Origin of the sequence: Intrasporangium zincisolvens (assembly GCF_034724055.1) — a bacterium.
GTDB classification, from domain to species: Bacteria; Actinomycetota; Actinomycetes; order Actinomycetales; family Dermatophilaceae; genus Monashia; species Monashia zincisolvens.
In genome coordinates this window covers 599,423-615,289 of record NZ_JAWIIL010000003.1, presented here as the reverse complement: position 1 = coordinate 615,289, position 15,867 = coordinate 599,423, and the positions used below count along the sequence as shown (strand labels likewise).

The following is a 15,867-nucleotide window of genomic DNA, read 5'->3' as shown; positions in this document are numbered from 1 at the left end:
TAAAGGGCGCCGCGGCACGCGCGGAGCGAAGCGAGCGCCGAAAGCAGGAGCGAGCGGAGCGGAGGAAGGCGACGGCTCAAGGGCGCCGCGGCACGCGCGAGCGAAGCGAGGGCAGATGGCTCAGCCGCGGCGCCGGCGTCGCCTGGACGCAGCGGAGCGAGCGAGGAACGAGCGAGCGGAGCGGAGGAAGGCGACGGCTCAAGGGCGCCGCGGCACGCGCGAGCGAAGCGAGGGCAGATGGCTCAGCCGCGGCGCCGGCGTCGCCTGGACGCAGCGGAGCGAGCGAGGAACGAGCGAGCGGAGCGGAGGAAGGCGACGCCTGGAGGGCGCCGCGGCACGCGCGAAGCGAAGCGGAGCGCAGAAGGCTCAGTCGAAGTGGATGTCGAGGCCGTGGTGCGGGAAGACGGCCGACCTCGTGGCCATGACGGCGCGGTCGACCTCGCTGGCCGGGTCGTAGCCCATCTCCCAGGACCGCCACCACAGCGGGCCGTCCTCTGCCGTGAGGTCGCCCATCCGCCGCGGACCGGGCCGGCCGAACACCCGCTCGACGTGGTCGCGCCAGTCCTGCGGAACCTCGACGGAGGTCTTGATCGGGGCGTGCGCCGCGATCGCCGTCAGGTGCGTCCACGTGCGCGGCACGACGTCGACGACCTCGTAGCCCCCGCCGCCGAGCGCCACCCAGCGCCCGTCGCACACGTCGTGCGCGAGGCGGTGGAACGCGTCGGCCGTGGCGCGCTGGGCGTCGACGGTGACGGCGAAGTGCGCGAGGGGGTCCTCGGCGTGGGTGTCGCAGCCGTGCTGGGTGACGAGGACGTCGGGCTTGAAGGACCGCACGACCGCGGGGACGACGGCGTGGATGGCGCGCAGCCAGCCGGCGTCGGTGAGGCCCGGGGGCAGCGCCACGTTCACCGCGGTGCCCTCGGCACCCTTGCCGCCGATGTCGCTCGGCCAGCCGGTGCCGGGAAAGAGCGCCCGGCCGGACTCGTGCACCGAGATCGTCAACACCCGAGGGTCGTCCCAGAAGATCCTCTCGACGCCGTCGCCGTGGTGCACGTCGACGTCGATGTACGCGACGCGCTCAGCCCCGTGGTCGAGCAGCCACTGGATGCCGACGGCGATGTCGTTGTACACGCAGAAGCCGCTGGCGGCGCCGGGCATCGCGTGGTGCAGGCCGCCGGTGAAGTTCACGGCGTGCTCGGCGGCGCCCTCCCAGACGGCCCGGACGCTGTCGACGGTGCCGGACACGACGCGGGCGCTCGCTTCGTGCATGCCACGGAAGGCGGGGTCGTCGTCGGTGCCGAGGCCGTAGGACCCGTCGGCCGAGGCGGGGTCCTGCGATGCCGCCTTCACGGCTGCGACGTAGTCGGCGTCGTGGACCGTCTCGAGGAGGGCGTCGGGCGCCGGGTCGGCACCGACGACCTCGACGCCCGGTGCGTCGAGCACCCCGAGGGCGTCGCAGAGGCGCGCCGTGAGGTCGAGGCGGACGGGCGCCATGGGGTGGGTCGGCCCGAAGTCGTACCGCGTGAAGGAGGAGTCCCAGACGACCCGAGCCTGACTTGGCATGATTGAGACGCTATCGCGTCCGAGGAGGCGCGAGCCCCGCGAAAGAGGTATCTCACATGGCCCGCAACCGCCTGTTCGACGACGACGTCATCGTCATCGGACTCGGACGCTTCGGCTCCGCCGTCGCCCTCGAGCTGACGCGTCTCGGGCACCGGGTCATCGCCGTCGAGCGCGACAACGGCATCGCCGAGTCCTACGTCAACAAGGTGGCCAAGGTCGTGCACGCCGACATGGCGCACTCCTCGGCCCTGGAGATGATCCGCGACGCCAGCCCGAAGATCGCCATCGTCGGCATCGGCTCCTCGGTCGAGTCCTCGGTGCTCGCGGCGGCCAACCTCGTCGACGCCGGGGTGCCCTCGATCTGGGCCAAGGCGCTCTCCCCCGAGCACAAGCGGATCCTCAGCCGCATCGGGGTGCACCACGTCATCTCGCCCGAGGCCGACTCGGGCCGACGCGTCGCGCACCTCGTCAACGGCAAGATGCTCGACTACATCGAGTTCGACGACGGGTTCGCCATCGTCAAGCTCAAGCCGCCGAGCGAGACCATCGGCTTCACGCTCGAGCAGAGCGCGGTGCGACGCAAGTACGGCGTGACGATCGTCGGGGTCAAGGCTCCGGGCGAGGACTTCACCTACGCGGTGCCGCAGACGAAGATCTCGGCGCACCACATGCTCATCGTCAGCGGCCCGACCGAGCTCATCGAGCGCTTCGCCGCGCGGCCGTGAGCACCCGCCGCGTCGGCGGGGCGTCGGGCGAGGGCTCGTCGGTGCCTCCGACGCCGACCGGTCCGTGGCTGCTCGTCGGCGCCGGACGGTTCGCCGCCGAGCTGGGGATGCTCGCGGCCCTCGGGGTGGGCGGCTGGACGGCGGGCGCGAGGGCCGGGGCGGCGGTCGGTGTGGTCGTCGCAGTCGCGCTGCCGGTGCTGGCCGCCGTGGTGTGGGGCCGGTGGGTGGCCCCGCGGGCGGGGCACCGGCTCGAGGACCCGGCCCGCCTGGGCGTCGAGGTCGTGCTGTTCGCGGCGGCCGCGGGCGGCCTGGTGCGCGCGGGGCACCCCGGCTGGGCGCTGGCCCTCGCGCTGCTGTGGGCGGCGACGGCCCCGTTCGGGCGCCGGTCGATGCCGTCCTGACCCCACGCCGTCATCCGGCACCGTCGCCGCCCCGGCTGGGGCGACGTCAGCTGATCGACGGGCTCAGAGGTGCAGGGCGGGGCTGCGGTCGGCCCCGAGCGGAAGGACCATGGCGATCTCCTCCTCGCCGTCCTCCTCGCTGACGACGCCCATCGGCCGGCGGTAGTCGGTGGGGCGGAACCCCATGCCACTCGCGAAGGCGACGGCGCGGCCGTTCTCGGTGCCGACCCAGTACACGAGGTGGGTCTGCCCGCGCTCGGTGGCGAGGCGCGCGCCCTCCTTGACGAGCGTCGTGGCGACGCCCGAGCCACGCGCCTCGGGGTGCACCCACAGGCCGAACAGCTCTCCGGCGGAGCCCTCCTCGTCGCTCTTGGCGGTGCCGACGCTGACGACACCGACGGCGTCGCCCTCGCGTTCGGCGACGAGGCGCGCCGAGCGTCGCATGCGCTCGCGCCAGAGATCCTCGCCGTAGGACTCCTCCTGGCCGATCGAGGCCGCGAACGCCTCGGGCGACTCGCGCAGGGCGGCGAGCCGGACCGATCGGTAGTCCTGCCAGTCGTCCTCGCCCAGCGGGCGCACGGTGATCTCGGTCATGGAGCAACCTTCGCACGAAGCCCCGACGGCGCGCACCCGCGGGGGCGTGAACATTTGCCGCCCGGGTCAGCACACCCTCTCCGACGCGTCGGCCGGCGGCGACGATCCCGGTGGCCACCTGCATCGGCTCGGGGCGGGGCGACCCCCCTCAGGCGTCGGTGAGCCGGGCGACCATCTCGACCTCGTGCAGCTCCCCGCGGCGCGGGTGCGGGTGCGTCGCGCCCGTGACCGCGAAGCCGCACCGCTCGTAGAGCGCCTGCGCGGCCGGGTTGTTGCTCGTCACCTCGAGGACCACCTCGGACTTGCCGCGCCTCCTGGCCTCGTCGAGCACGGCGCGCACGAGGGCCTCGCCCACACCGCGCCCTCGGGCACGTGGTGCGACGTACATGCCGAAAAGCGTTGCGACGGTAGCTCTTTCGGGCTCCCAGTGCGATCCGAGCCCCGCGCTGCCGAGCACCCCCGACGCGTCGCGGGCCTGCACGAGCCACGCACCCTCGATCCGATCGCGCCAGTCGGCCTCGTCGTAGACGGCCTCGTCGGCGTGGGTGAACCAGAAGGCGTCGGGCGCGGCGACCAGCATCTCGAGACGGATGTCGCGGTGGCTCTCCCAGTCGTCGGGGCCGACGGTGTGCAGGTGCATCGCCGGGTGGCCGGCGCCCTGGCCCGCCGGGCTGCCGGCGCCGCCCGTTCCGCCCGGTTCGCCCGGGCCGCTCGTGCCGTCCATGCGACCAGCGTCCTCTCAGCCCTGGCCGGAGGCCAGCTCCTTGCTGCGGGCCGCGGCGGCCTCCATCGCCGTCACGAACGCGGCGCGCACCTTGTGGTCGTCGAGCTGGCGCAGCGCCGCGACGGTTGTGCCACCGGGCGAGCTGACCTGCTCGCGCAGCACCGTCGGGTGCTCGCGGGTCTCCTTGAGCATCGTCGCGGCGCCGTAGAGCGTCTGGACGACGAGGTCGGTCGAGGTGGCCCGGGGCAGACCGAGAACGACGCCGGCCTCGATCATCGCCTCGACGACATAGAAGATGTACGCCGGGCCCGACCCCGAGATCGCGGTGACGGCGTCGAGGTGCTTCTCCGCGAGCCGCACCACCTTGCCGCACGAGGACAGCAGCGCCTCGGCCTCAGCCAGGTGGTCGTCGGTGCAGTGGCTGCCCGGCGCGATGCCGGCCATCCCCTCGTCGACGAGCGCCGGCGTGTTCGGCATGACGCGCACGACCGACGTGCCCTCGGGCAGCCGCGACTCGAGGTACTCGGTCGTGATGCCGGCCGCGAGCGACACGACGACGTTGCCGGGCACCACGTGGTCGTGGATCTCGTCGAGCAGCCCCGCCATGTCCTGCGGCTTGACGCAGAGCACGAGGGTGTCCGCGGCGTCGGCGGCGTCGGCGTTCGAGAGCGCCCGGACGCCGTAGCGGCCGGCGAGCGCGTCGACCTTCTCCGGCGTGCGGCCGGTGACGACGAGGTCGGCGGCCGGGCGACCGGAGCGGATGAGCCCGGACACGAGCGTCTCGCCCATGACTCCGGCTCCGAAGATCGCGGTCGTCGTCATCGTGGCCTCCTCGGCCGGTGGGGGCGGGTCGGGTGGGATCGGTGCGGTGGCGCCGGAGCCGTCAGCCCTTGGTGGCGACGCCGCGCAGGAAGAACATGACGTTGGCGGGGCGCTCGGCCATCCGCCGCATGAGGTAGCCGTACCACTCCTGGCCGTACGGGATGTAGACGCGCATCTGGTCGCCGCGGTCGGCGATGCGGCGCTGCTCCTCCGGCCGGATCCCGTAGAGCATCTGGTACTCGAACGACTTCGGGTCGCGGCCGGCCTGGCCCGCGAGCGCCCCGGCGATCTCGATGAGGCGCGGGTCGTGCGAGGCGACCATCGGGTAGCCCTCGCCCTTCATGAGCACCTTGAGGCAGCGCACGTACGACTTGTCGACGTCCGCGCTGGACTGGAAGGCGACCGACTCGGGCTCCTTGTACGCGCCCTTGCAGAGCCGGACGCGGGAGCCGGCGGTGGCGAGGTCGCGGCAGTCGGCCTCGGTCCGGTAGAGGTAGGCCTGCAGCACCGCACCGACGCTCGGGAAGTCGGCGCGCAGCTCGCGCAGCGACTCGAGGGTGCGGTCGGTGGTCGTGTGGTCCTCCATGTCGAGGGTGACCGTCGTGCCGGCCTGCTCGGCCGCCGTGCAGATCTCGCGGGCGTGGTCGAGGGCGATCTTGTCGCCGTCGCCGGGCAGGGCCTGGCCGAGGGCGCTCAGCTTGAGCGAGACCTCGACGGCGCCGCCCTGGGTCAGCCCCTGGTCCGACAGGCCCGTGAGGAGCCCGACGTACGCGTCACGGGTGTGCTCGGCCTGGGCGAGCTCGAGGCAGTCCTCGCCGAGGTAGTCGATCGTCGCGAGCCGCCCGGAGGCGGTGATCTCGGCGGCGGCACCGACGACGTCGGCGCGGTCGACACCGGGGACGAAGCGCTTGACGACCGAGCGCGACACGGGCGCCTTTTCGATGACGTCTCGGATCTTCTCCTGCTTGGACAGCTGCAGGAGGGAGTTGCGCAGCAGGTCGCTGGCGTCCACGGCGGGCCTCCGGGGTTTCTCGGGCGGTACGGACGGGCGGCGGTGGCCGTCCCTCGGGCGAAATCTACCGCCGCAGGCCGGGTGCTCCGTCCACGCCCGCCGTCGACCGGCGGTCGCCACCGGCCGCGGGACGGTCCGGTGCGGCAGACTCGGGGCCGTGAGCGAGCACTCCCCCGACGCGTCCGGCCCGTCGAGCCACGCCTCCGCGCTGGCCTCCGGGCTGACCCTCGAGGACCTCGGCGAGGGCCTCGGCACGGCCTCGACCGTGCTGCGCGGCAACGCCGGCTCGGCCGGCCTCGACGCGTCGGTGCCCACGTGCCCCGGCTGGACGGTGCTCGACCTCGTGACCCACCAGGGGATGGTGCACCGCTGGGCCACGAGCCACGTGCGCGGCGCCCCGGAGCAGGACCCTGAGCGGTTCGAGGCCGAGGGGCGGGCCGCGGTCGACGTGCTCGAGTGGTTCGACGAGGGCGCCACCGGCCTGCTGCAGGCCCTGGCCGACGCACCCGACGACCTCGACGCGCTCACCTTCCTGCACGACGCGCCCGCACCCCGCCTCTTCTGGACGCGGCGGCAGTGCTTCGAGACGTCGGTGCACGCCGTCGACGCCATGGCGGCCCGCCTCGGCCGGGCGCCCCGCGCCGACGAGACGTGGCTGCGCCCGCGCCTGGCCGCGGACGGCATCGACGAGCTGCTCGCCGGCTTCGTGCCGCGGCGCAAGCAGGGCGCCCAGCCGCAACGGGCCGCGCGCGTGCTCGTGCGGCCCGACGACGCGTCGCTCGCCTGGCTGCTCGACCTCGCCCCCGACCGCCCGGCGACGACGACCCGCCTCACCGACGTCGAGGCGCTGGACGCGGGCGCCGACGTGGCCTGGATCGGAGGCGCCGTCGAGCTGTTCCTGCGGCTGTGGAGCCGCACCGACGCCGAGCCCGTCGACGCGCTCGAGCGCTGGTGGCGTGACACGGTTTCGGTGGCGTGGTGAACGTGAGGAGGACGCCCGATGCCTGAGACAGGGCTCGGCCGAGGGGTGCAGTCGGCGATCTACCGGGCAGGCGCCTTCGGGCGACGGCCCGAGGTCACCACCGACGGCACGCAGCTGGAGGAGGCCGCCCGACGCGTCATGTCGAGGCGCGGGTTCGCCTACGTCGCAGGGTCGGCCGGGTCCGAGGCCACCGCGCGCGCCAACCGTGAGGCCTTCGACCGTTGGCAGGTGGTGCCCCGCATGCTCGTCGACACCCGCGAGCGCGACCAGTCCGTCGAGCTGTTCGGACGCCGCCACCCGTCGCCCTTCGTCGTCTCCCCCATCGGCGTGCTGTCGATGGCGCACGCCGACGCCGACCTCGCCGTCGCCCGAGGTGCGCGGGCCCAAGGCGTGACGCCGGTGCTGAGCACCCAGGCGTCGGTGCCGATGGAGGACGTCGCGCGCGAGCTCGGCGGCACGGGCCACTGGTACCAGCTGTACTGGAGCAGCGACGACGACCTCGTCGAGAGCCTCGTGTCACGCGCCGAGGCCTGCGGCAGCGAGGCGCTCGTCGTCACCCTCGACACCGCCTACCTCGGCTGGCGCCCGCGCGACCTCGACCTCGGGCACCTGCCGTTCGCACGCGGCGAGGGGATCGCGCAGTACACGTCCGACCCGGTCTTCCGTCGGCTCGTCGCGGAGCGCATCGCGGCCGCGGAATCCGCTGGCGCACAGGAGCGCCCGCGCCCCACACCGGCGGCGGTGTCGACGCTGGTGTCGATGAGCCGCAACCACCCCGGCGACACGCGTCGCAACCTCACCTCGGCCGAGCCGCGGGCCGCGGTCGAGGTGTTCCTCGACGTCTTCAGCCGGGCGTCCCTGACGTGGGAGGACCTGCCCCGGCTGCGCGCACTGACGACGATGCCCGTCGTGCTCAAGGGCGTGCTGCACCCCGAGGACGCCCTGCGCGCGGTCGACGAGGGCGTCGACGGCCTCTGGGTCTCCAACCACGGCGGGCGGCAGGTCGACCGGTCGGTGGCGGCGCTCGACGCGCTGCCGGGTGTCGTCGACGCCGTCCGAGGTGCAGGGTCCGCGATACCGATCGTTTTCGACAGCGGGATCCGTTGCGGCGCAGATGCTTTCGTCGCCCTCGCCCTGGGAGCCAGCGCGGTCGGCGTCGGCCGTCCGCACGTGTACGGGCTGGCACTGGCCGGCGCGACCGGCGTCGCCGAGGTGCTCCGCAACTTGCGCGCGGAGCTCGACCTCCAGCTGGCGCTCACGGGGCGGACGTCGGTCGCCGCGCTGACGCCCGACGACCTCGTGCGCGTCACCTGACCTCGCGTCGCCCGCTCGCACAGTGGATCTCGGTCGACGCCGCGACCCGCGACAGGGAGGATCGGGGCATGCCTGCGCTGGACCACCTCACGAAGGACGCCTTCCCCAAGTCGTCGAAGTACGACGCCATGTGGCTCGTCGACCTCGACATGGGCCCGCACCCGCTCTGGCTGCTCGAGGACCTCGCGGCCGACCTCGACCTGCGCCCCGGCATGCGCGTGCTCGACCTCGGGTCCGGTCTCGGGGCGACGTCGGTGTTCCTCGCCAAGGAGTACGGGGTCCAGGTCGTGGCCGCCGACCTCTGGGTCGACCCGAGCGAGGCCGCCGCCGTCTTCGACAAGGAGGGCGTGGCCGACCGCGTCCTGCCGGTGCGGGTCGACGCCCACCAGCTGCCCTTCGGCCGGGGCGCCTTCGACGCGATCATCAGCATCGACGCGTGGGAGTACTTCGGCACCGGCGACCACTACCCGCCCTACGTCGCCAAGTTCCTGCGCCCGGGCGGCCAGCTCGGCGTGGCGACGCCGGCGCTGACCACCGAGGTGCGCGAGCTCGGCGAGATCCCCGACCACGTCGACAAGGTCGTCGGCGCCGAGACGGCCGCCTGGCACACCGCCGAGTGGCTGCGCAGCCAGTGGGACTTCAGCCGCGCCTTCGCCTCCGTCACGGCGCGGAGCCAGCCGGAGGGCTGCGCGAACTGGCTGCTCTGGGAGCGGGCGGTCAACGAGCTCAAGGGCCAGGCCACCTCGCCGGTGCAGCAGATGCTCGAGGCCGACGGCGGCGCCTTCGTCACGTTCGCACTAGTCACCGGGAGGGTCGCATGAGCAGCACCGACGCCACACGCGTCACCGAGGCCGACCTCGTCCACCTGCGCCGGGCGGTCGAGCTGGCGCGGCTGGCCCTCGAGCGCGGCGACGAGCCGTTCGGCTCGGTGCTCGTGTCGGCGGACGGCGGGGTGCTCTTCGAGGACCACAACCACGTCATCGAGATGGACGAGACGCAGCACCCCGAGCTCGCCATCGCCCGCTGGGCCGGCGCCCGGCTCACCGCGTCGGAACGCGCCGCGGCCACGGTCTACACCTCGGGCGAGCACTGCGCGATGTGCTCGGCCGCGCACGGCTGGGTGGGCCTGGGTCGGATCGTCTATGCCGTCAGCAGCGATCGGCTGGGCCGCTGGCGGGCGTCGTGGGGCGTGCCGCCCTCGCCGGTGCGCGCCCTCGCCATCATCGACGTCGTGCCGGACGCCGTCGTCGCCGGCCCCGCGCCCGAGCTCGAGGACGAGGTGCGCAACCTGCACCAGCGGTTTGCCCGCCGCCGCCCACCCGCCTGACGCGTCCGCCCACCCCACTCGTGCGGCGGCAGCAACTGCGCCATGGCGCACTTCCTGCGTCTGATCGGATGCGATCCGCGCGGTAAGTGCGCCATGGCGCGGTTGCCGACCGGCTCGGGGACCGCTCCACGTCGGAACCGCGCCACGGCGCGCTGCCTGGGCGCCTGTGGAGAGCGTCGGCAGACGCATGGCAAGCGCATGCAGGGTCGGGGTCATGACGAACTCACACGAGCAACCGGCTCCCATCCGACGGGCCGACGCGCTGGAGGCAGGCCTCACCGACGCGTCCCTGAGGCGCAGCCACCGGGCCGTCTTCCGGGGTGTGCACCTCGAGCGTGGGTCGGTGCCCACCGTGAAGGCGCGAGCCGCGGCTGCCCTCTCGGTCGTCACCCCGGCCAGCTTCGTATCGCACCACACCGCTGCATTGCTGTGGGGCGGCGTCGTGCCCGACGACCCCGACGTCCACGTGTGCAGTCCGCGCAACCGCACCCGACGCGTCGGCATCGCCGCTCACCGGACGAAGGCCGGACAGCGCGTCGTGGCTCTTCGCGGCCTGCGGCTGACGAGCCCGGTACAGACATTCCTCGACCTGGCGCAGCTTCTCGATCTCGTCGACCTTGTCGTGCTCGGAGACTCGCTGGTCCGGGCCGGCCGAACCACCGAGGCCGAGCTGGTCGAGAGCGCCCGCCACCACAGCGGGCCGTACTCGCGGCTGGCTCGACGGGCCGCGTCCCTCGTGCGGGCTCGCGTGGACTCGCCCATGGAGAGCCGGGTTCGTCTGCTCATCGTTTTCGCCGGGCTGCCGGAGCCCGAAGTGGACCACCGGGTGCACGACGCCGACGGCCGGCTCCTGCGGCGCTACGACCTCTCGTATCTGCCCTATCGGCTCATCATCGAGTACGACGGTCGGCAGCATGCGGAGTCGGATGAGCAGTGGCTGGGTGACATCGGCCGCGATGAGGTCCTCGATGACGAGCGGATCCGTCGTCTCGTCATCATCTCGAGGGACATCTACTCAACCCCCGCACAGACGTTGGTGCGCGTGGTGAAGGCGATGCGGTCGGTGGGGATGCCGGTGCCTCCACTTCGCGACGAGTGGCGTCGGCACTTCCCGAGCCGGCCCGGTGATCTCGCCGTTCCTGCCTGACCGCCAGCGAGGGAAAGTGCGCCATGGCGCGGTTGCAGCATCGGATCGGTTCCGTATCCGGTCGAAACTGCGCCGTGGCGCGGTTGCGCTGTTGACGGCGAGAAGAAGCCGGGAAGGACGGAGGCAAGGCGCCGAGGGGTGGACAGCGTTTCGCCCACGGCGAACAGAGGCCGAACCTGAGCGCAACCGACTCAGGATGGGGAACAGGACCCGACGCCGCCGCGTTGGTCGGGTTGTGCTCGCCGACAGCGGGCACGGATAGCATCGAGATGTCTCTCGATCAGTCAGGAGAAGAACATGTTCGAACGGTTCACCGACAGGGCCCGGAGGGTGGTTGTCCTCGCGCAGGAGGAAGCACGCCTGCTCAACCACAACTACATCGGGACCGAGCACATCCTCCTGGGTCTGATCCACGAAGGCGAAGGCGTCGCCGCGAAGGCCCTCGAGTCGCTCGACATCTCGCTCGAAGCGGTCCGGGCCCAGGTCCAGGAGATCATCGGCCAGGGGCAGCAGGCCCCCACCGGCCACATCCCCTTCACGCCCCGCGCCAAGAAGGTCCTCGAGTACTCGCTGCGCGAGGCCCTCCAGCTCGGCCACAGCTACATCGGCACCGAGCACATCCTCCTCGGCCTCATCCGTGAGGGCGAGGGCGTTGCCGCGCAGGTGCTCGTCAAGCTCGGTGCCGAGCTGAACAAGGTGCGCCAGCAGGTCATCCAGCTCCTGTCGGGCTACCAGGGTGGCCAGGGCAGCGAGAAGGCCGGAGCCGGCGTCGGCCAGGCCCAGGGCGAGGGCACCCCGGCGGGGTCGCTCGTGCTCGACCAGTTCGGCCGCAACCTCACGCAGGCCGCCCGCGAGGGCAAGCTCGACCCGGTCATCGGGCGCGAGAAGGAGATCGAGCGGGTCATGCAGGTGCTGTCCCGCCGCACCAAGAACAACCCCGTCCTCATCGGCGAGCCCGGCGTCGGCAAAACCGCCGTCGTCGAGGGTCTGGCCCAGGACATCGTCAAGGGCGAGGTGCCCGAGACGCTCAAGGACAAGCAGCTCTACACCCTCGACCTCGGCTCGCTCGTGGCCGGCAGCCGCTACCGCGGTGACTTCGAGGAGCGGCTGAAGAAGGTCCTCAAGGAGATCCGCACTCGCGGCGACATCATCATCTTCATCGACGAGATCCACACGCTCGTCGGTGCGGGTGCCGCCGAGGGCGCGATCGACGCGGCGAGCATCCTCAAGCCGATGCTGGCCCGCGGCGAGCTGCAGACGATCGGCGCGACGACGCTCGACGAGTACCGCAAGCACATCGAGAAGGACTCGGCCCTCGAGCGGCGCTTCCAGCCGATCCAGGTGCAGGAGCCGACGCTGCCGCACGCCATCGAGATCCTCAAGGGTCTGCGCGACCGCTACGAGGCCCACCACCGGGTCACGATCACCGACGGCGCCCTCGTCGCCGCGGCCAACATGGCCGACCGGTACATCAACGACCGCTTCCTCCCGGACAAGGCGATCGACCTCATCGACGAGGCGGGCGCGCGACTGCGCATCCGCCGGATGACGGCGCCGCCGGACCTGCGTGACTTCGACGAGAAGATCGCCGCGCTGGTCCGCGAGAAGGAGTCGGCCATCGACGGCCAGGACTTCGAGCGCGCGGCCCGTGTCCGCGACGACGAGAAGCGCCTGCGCCAGGAGAAGGCCGAGCGCGAGGCGCAGTGGAAGTCCGGCGACATGGACGTCGTGGCCGAGGTCGACGAGGAGCTCATCGCCGAGGTCCTGGCCGCCAGCACCGGCATCCCGGTCTTCAAGCTGACCGAGGAGGAGTCGAGCCGACTGCTCCACATGGAGGACGAGCTGCACAAGCGCATCGTCGGCATGGACGACGCCGTCAAGGCGCTGTCCCAGGCGATCCGCCGCACGCGTGCGGGCCTGAAGGACCCGCGTCGTCCCGGTGGCTCGTTCATCTTCGCCGGCCCCACCGGCGTCGGTAAGACCGAGCTGGCCAAGACGCTCGCCGAGTTCCTCTTCGGCAGCGAGGACGCCCTGATCCAGCTCGACATGTCCGAGTACTCGGAGAAGCACACGGTGAGCCGCCTGTTCGGCTCGCCCCCCGGCTACGTCGGCTACGAGGAGGGCGGCCAGCTCACCGAGAAGGTGCGCCGCAAGCCGTTCTCCGTCGTGCTCTTCGACGAGGTCGAGAAGGCCCACCCGGAGATCTTCAACTCGCTGCTGCAGGTGCTCGAGGACGGCCGCCTCACCGACTCGCAGGGTCGGATGGTCGACTTCAAGAACACCGTCATCATCATGACGACCAACCTCGGCACGAGGGACATCTCCAAGGCCAACATGGGCTTCTCGGCCGGGCCCGACAGCCGTTCGGACTACGAGCGGATGAAGGCGAAGGTCACCGACGAGCTCAAGCAGCACTTCCGACCCGAGTTCCTCAACCGCGTCGACGACACCATCGTGTTCCCGCACCTCAACAAGGACGAGATCACGCAGATCGTCGACCTCGAGATCGCCAAGCTCGACAAGCGGCTCAAGGACAAGGACATGGGCATCGAGCTCACGCAGGCGGCCAAGGACCTGCTCGCCAAGAAGGGCTACGACCCCGTGCTCGGTGCGCGACCGCTGCGTCGCACCATCCAGCGCGAGATCGAGGACGCCCTCTCGGAGAAGATCCTCTACGCCGAGTTCACGTCCGGGCAGTACATCAAGGTCGACACCGAGGGCGAGGGCAAGGAGGAGACGTTCACCTTCTCCGACATGGCCCACCCCGACGCGTCGCACCGCCCGGCCGACGACCTCCCGGCGCTGCCCGAGGGCGCGGCCCTCGACGAGGCGCTGGGCGTCAACGTGACGGCCGGCCCGTCGGTGCCCGACGACACCGTCTACCCCGACCACGGGGTGGCCGGCGGCGAGCGCTGACCCCGCTGACGCGGTAGGACAACACGGCCGAAGGGGCCGGGGACACGTTCCCCGGCCCCTTCGCCGTCCCCGGCCCGACGCGTCCCGACCCCGATGCGTCGGCGCCCTTCGACCGGGGGTGGACGCCCGGGCCCGCGGGGGTCAGACCGGGGTCGTAGCCGGGGCGGACGCGTCGGGCCCGTCGGCCGACGACGCGCACCACCCCCCGCGGCGAGGGTTGGAGCATGAGCAATCGCATGAGCAACGTCGTCGGCAACGCCCCGGACGACGCCAGGAGCACCGACCCGAACGCGTCCCAGGGCCTCGTCGCCCGGGACCTCGTCATGACGTACGGCCGCAGCCCCGGCCAGACACCGCCCGCCCTCGGCGGCGTCGACCTGACCGTGCGCCCCGGCGAGAGCGTGGCCGTCATGGGCCCGTCGGGCTCCGGCAAGACGACGCTGCTCCACGTGCTCGCCGGCATCCTGCGCCCGACCGGCGGTCAGGTGCTGTGGCACGGCAGCGACATCGCGAGGATGTCGGATCGCGAGCGGACCACGTTGCGCCGCAAGGACTTCGGCTTCGTGTTCCAGCAGGGCATGCTGCTGCCCGAACTGCCCGCGGTCGAGAACGTCGCCCTGCCGCTCATGCTCGACGGGATCTCGCGAAGAGCCGCGACGCGCCAGGCGATGCCGCTCTTCGCGCCGCTCGGGCTCGCCGGCCTCGAGAAGCGACGCCCCGGCGAGCTGTCGGGCGGGCAGGCCCAGCGGGTCGCCATCGCCCGGGCCATGGTGGCGCGCCCCGGCGTCGTGTTCGCCGACGAGCCGACGGGCGCCCTCGACCAGCACACGAGCGCAGACGTGATGCGCCACCTCACCGACCTGGCGGCCCACACCGGTGCGGCCCTCGTGGTCGTGACCCACGACGAGAACGTCGCGGCGTGGTGCGGCACCGTGGTGCGGGTGCGGGACGGGCGCGTCGTCGAGCGGACGACGCGTCGGGCGGGGGTGGCCCGGTGAGGGCCGCGCTGTCGTTGTGGTGGCGGCTGCGCCGGGCCGGCGCCGGGGAGGACCGCGTGCCGGGAGTCCTCGCCATCGTGTCGTTCGCCGTCGCGTCCGCCTCGCTGCTCGTCTGCGTCGCCGGTCTGACCGCCTTCGAAGCCCGCAACACGACGCCGCCGGGCGCCGGCGTGGGCGGCTTGGCCGTCGACGCGGCCACGATCGGCGACCTCTACGTCACGCTGGCGTGGATCGCGACGACGTGCATGGTCATCCCGATCCTCACCCTCGGTGGCGTGGCGGCGCGCCTCGCCATCGCGCGGCGCGACCAGCGGCTCGCGGCGCTGCGGCTCGCGGGTGGCACGACCGGGCAGGTGACCCTCATGACGCTGGCCGAGGCGGCGGCCCAGGCACTCGTCGGTGCGTTGGTCGGCGTCGTCCTCTACGTCGCGGTGCTGCCGCTCGTGGCCCGGCTGACCTTCCAGGGCCGCGCCTTCGACCTCGGCGAGCTGCTGCTGCCGCTGTGGAAGACGGGGCTCGTCGTGGCCGCCGTGGTCGTCGTGGCGGTGCTGTCGGGTGCGTCGAGCCTGGCCCGCGTGGCCGTCAGCCCGCTCGGCGTGGCGGCGCGCACGAGCCCGAAACGGCTCAGCCTGCTGCGGCTGCTCGTGGCGGCCGCGGCCGGTGCCGCCTGGGTGCTCGTCATCACCCCGATGAAGGAGCCGGACCGCGTCGTCATCGTCCTCGTGCTCGGCGCGATGATCCTGGCGGTCAACGCCGTCGGCCCGTGGGTCGTCATGGTCGCCGGGCGCCTCGCCGCCCGGGTGGCGCCCACGGCAACGACGCTGCTCGCGGCCCGGCGCATCGCCGACGACCCGAAGAGCACGTGGCGGGCCGTCGGGGCGCTGGGCCTCGCCGTCGTCGTCACCGGGTTCACGAGCCTCACCGTGGTCGACGACCCGACGCCCGGGCTCGAGCAGTACCTCGCGGCCGACCTCGGCACCGGCGCGTTCGTCACCCTGGCGATCATCACCGTCGTCGGAGCCACCTCGACCGGTGTCGTCCAGGCGGCGCGCGTGCTCGACCAGCGCGACCAGTACCGTGCGCTCGCCCTCGCCGGAACGGGGCAGCAGGTGCTGCACCGGGCACGCGCCCTCGAGGTGGCGCTGCCGCTCGCGGTGACGATCGCCCTGTCGGCGGGGTTCGTCCTCGTCCTCATCCTGCCGTTCTCCAGCCACCTCGACGGCGCGCTCGTCGTGCGGTTCGTCGTGACGTCGGTGCTCGCCGGAGGCGTCGTGCTGGCCTCCGTGCTGGCGTCGCGTTCCCTCGTGCGGACGGCCTCCCGCGCCGCGTGAACCGGTCGTCT

15 protein-coding genes are annotated in these 15,867 nt (G+C 72.6%); 10 read left to right on the top strand and 5 right to left on the bottom strand.

Annotated features, from left to right (window positions below):
- Positions 1–366 precede the first annotated feature (366 nt).
- Complete coding sequence (locus RY076_RS11325) at positions 367–1,563, bottom strand: acetoin utilization protein AcuC (RefSeq protein WP_323097848.1); 1,197 nt, start codon at positions 1,561–1,563, stop codon at positions 367–369.
- Positions 1,564–1,619: 56 nt separating this feature from the next.
- On the opposite strand from RY076_RS11325, the gene RY076_RS11320 reads away from it, so the two are divergent.
- On the top strand, positions 1,620–2,288 hold the full coding sequence (locus RY076_RS11320; RefSeq protein WP_323097845.1) for a potassium channel family protein: 669 nt from the start codon (positions 1,620–1,622) through the stop codon (positions 2,286–2,288).
- Entirely contained in the window at positions 2,285–2,689 is a 405-nt protein-coding gene (locus tag RY076_RS11315; RefSeq protein WP_323097843.1) for a YrdB family protein, read from the top strand. Before RY076_RS11320 ends, RY076_RS11315 begins: the two co-directional genes overlap by 4 nt.
- 63 nt (positions 2,690–2,752) lie before the next feature.
- Here RY076_RS11315 and RY076_RS11310 read toward each other — a convergent pair whose 3' ends face one another.
- From RY076_RS11310 to RY076_RS11295, 4 genes are all read right to left on the bottom strand, one after another.
- Positions 2,753–3,283, bottom strand: coding sequence for a GNAT family N-acetyltransferase (locus RY076_RS11310; protein WP_323097840.1), 531 nt, complete (start codon positions 3,281–3,283; stop codon positions 2,753–2,755).
- Between the two features lie 148 nt (positions 3,284–3,431).
- Positions 3,432–4,007, bottom strand: a complete 576-nt coding sequence (locus RY076_RS11305; RefSeq protein WP_323097838.1) for a GNAT family N-acetyltransferase — start codon at positions 4,005–4,007, stop codon at positions 3,432–3,434.
- Positions 4,008–4,022: 15 nt separating this feature from the next.
- Entirely contained in the window at positions 4,023–4,829 is an 807-nt protein-coding gene (gene proC, locus RY076_RS11300; protein WP_323097836.1) for a pyrroline-5-carboxylate reductase, read from the bottom strand.
- Between the two features lie 61 nt (positions 4,830–4,890).
- Positions 4,891–5,841, bottom strand: coding sequence for a proline dehydrogenase family protein (locus RY076_RS11295; protein ID WP_323097834.1), 951 nt, complete (start codon positions 5,839–5,841; stop codon positions 4,891–4,893).
- A gap of 157 nt (positions 5,842–5,998) precedes the next feature.
- Between RY076_RS11295 and RY076_RS11290 the strand changes: the two genes are divergently transcribed.
- The 8 genes from RY076_RS11290 (at position 5,999) to RY076_RS11255 (ending at position 15,856) form a co-directional block, all read left to right on the top strand.
- Positions 5,999–6,823 (top strand): maleylpyruvate isomerase N-terminal domain-containing protein, encoded by an 825-nt coding sequence (locus RY076_RS11290; RefSeq protein ID WP_323097831.1) that lies wholly within the window; start codon positions 5,999–6,001, stop codon positions 6,821–6,823.
- Positions 6,824–6,841: 18 nt separating this feature from the next.
- The gene (locus tag RY076_RS11285) at positions 6,842–8,137 is read left to right on the top strand and encodes an alpha-hydroxy-acid oxidizing protein (RefSeq protein WP_323097829.1); all 1,296 of its coding nucleotides are present in this window, start codon (positions 6,842–6,844) and stop codon (positions 8,135–8,137) included.
- A gap of 68 nt (positions 8,138–8,205) precedes the next feature.
- Complete coding sequence (locus RY076_RS11280) at positions 8,206–8,958, top strand: SAM-dependent methyltransferase (protein WP_323097826.1); 753 nt, start codon at positions 8,206–8,208, stop codon at positions 8,956–8,958.
- Positions 8,955–9,464 (top strand): nucleoside deaminase, encoded by a 510-nt coding sequence (locus RY076_RS11275; protein ID WP_323097823.1) that lies wholly within the window; start codon positions 8,955–8,957, stop codon positions 9,462–9,464. Before RY076_RS11280 ends, RY076_RS11275 begins: the two co-directional genes overlap by 4 nt.
- Positions 9,465–9,807: 343 nt before the next feature.
- A complete protein-coding gene (locus tag RY076_RS11270) occupies positions 9,808–10,611 on the top strand; it encodes a hypothetical protein (protein ID WP_323097821.1) in 804 nt (267 codons plus the stop codon).
- 297 nt (positions 10,612–10,908) lie between these two features.
- Entirely contained in the window at positions 10,909–13,527 is a 2,619-nt protein-coding gene (locus RY076_RS11265) for an ATP-dependent Clp protease ATP-binding subunit (RefSeq protein WP_323097819.1), read from the top strand.
- Between the two features lie 224 nt (positions 13,528–13,751).
- Complete coding sequence (locus tag RY076_RS11260; protein ID WP_323097817.1) at positions 13,752–14,525, top strand: ABC transporter ATP-binding protein; 774 nt, start codon at positions 13,752–13,754, stop codon at positions 14,523–14,525.
- Complete coding sequence (locus RY076_RS11255; RefSeq protein ID WP_323097814.1) at positions 14,522–15,856, top strand: FtsX-like permease family protein; 1,335 nt, start codon at positions 14,522–14,524, stop codon at positions 15,854–15,856. Before RY076_RS11260 ends, RY076_RS11255 begins: the two co-directional genes overlap by 4 nt.
- The last annotated feature ends 11 nt before the right edge of the window (positions 15,857–15,867 follow it).

What these genes read in the sequence shown, in the direction of transcription:
- RY076_RS11325 (WP_323097848.1), bottom strand. Translation starts at nt 1,563, where the DNA reads ATGCCAAGTCAGGCTCGGGTCGTCTGGGACTCCTCCTTCACGCGGTAC.
- RY076_RS11320 (WP_323097845.1), top strand. Translation starts at nt 1,620, where the DNA reads ATGGCCCGCAACCGCCTGTTCGACGACGACGTCATCGTCATCGGACTC.
- RY076_RS11310 (WP_323097840.1), bottom strand. Translation starts at nt 3,283, where the DNA reads ATGACCGAGATCACCGTGCGCCCGCTGGGCGAGGACGACTGGCAGGAC.
- RY076_RS11305 (WP_323097838.1), bottom strand. Translation starts at nt 4,007, where the DNA reads ATGGACGGCACGAGCGGCCCGGGCGAACCGGGCGGAACGGGCGGCGCC.
- proC (WP_323097836.1), bottom strand. Translation starts at nt 4,829, where the DNA reads ATGACGACGACCGCGATCTTCGGAGCCGGAGTCATGGGCGAGACGCTC.
- RY076_RS11285 (WP_323097829.1), top strand. Translation starts at nt 6,842, where the DNA reads ATGCCTGAGACAGGGCTCGGCCGAGGGGTGCAGTCGGCGATCTACCGG.
- RY076_RS11280 (WP_323097826.1), top strand. Translation starts at nt 8,206, where the DNA reads ATGCCTGCGCTGGACCACCTCACGAAGGACGCCTTCCCCAAGTCGTCG.
- RY076_RS11275 (WP_323097823.1), top strand. Translation starts at nt 8,955, where the DNA reads ATGAGCAGCACCGACGCCACACGCGTCACCGAGGCCGACCTCGTCCAC.
- RY076_RS11265 (WP_323097819.1), top strand. Translation starts at nt 10,909, where the DNA reads ATGTTCGAACGGTTCACCGACAGGGCCCGGAGGGTGGTTGTCCTCGCG.
- RY076_RS11260 (WP_323097817.1), top strand. Translation starts at nt 13,752, where the DNA reads ATGAGCAATCGCATGAGCAACGTCGTCGGCAACGCCCCGGACGACGCC.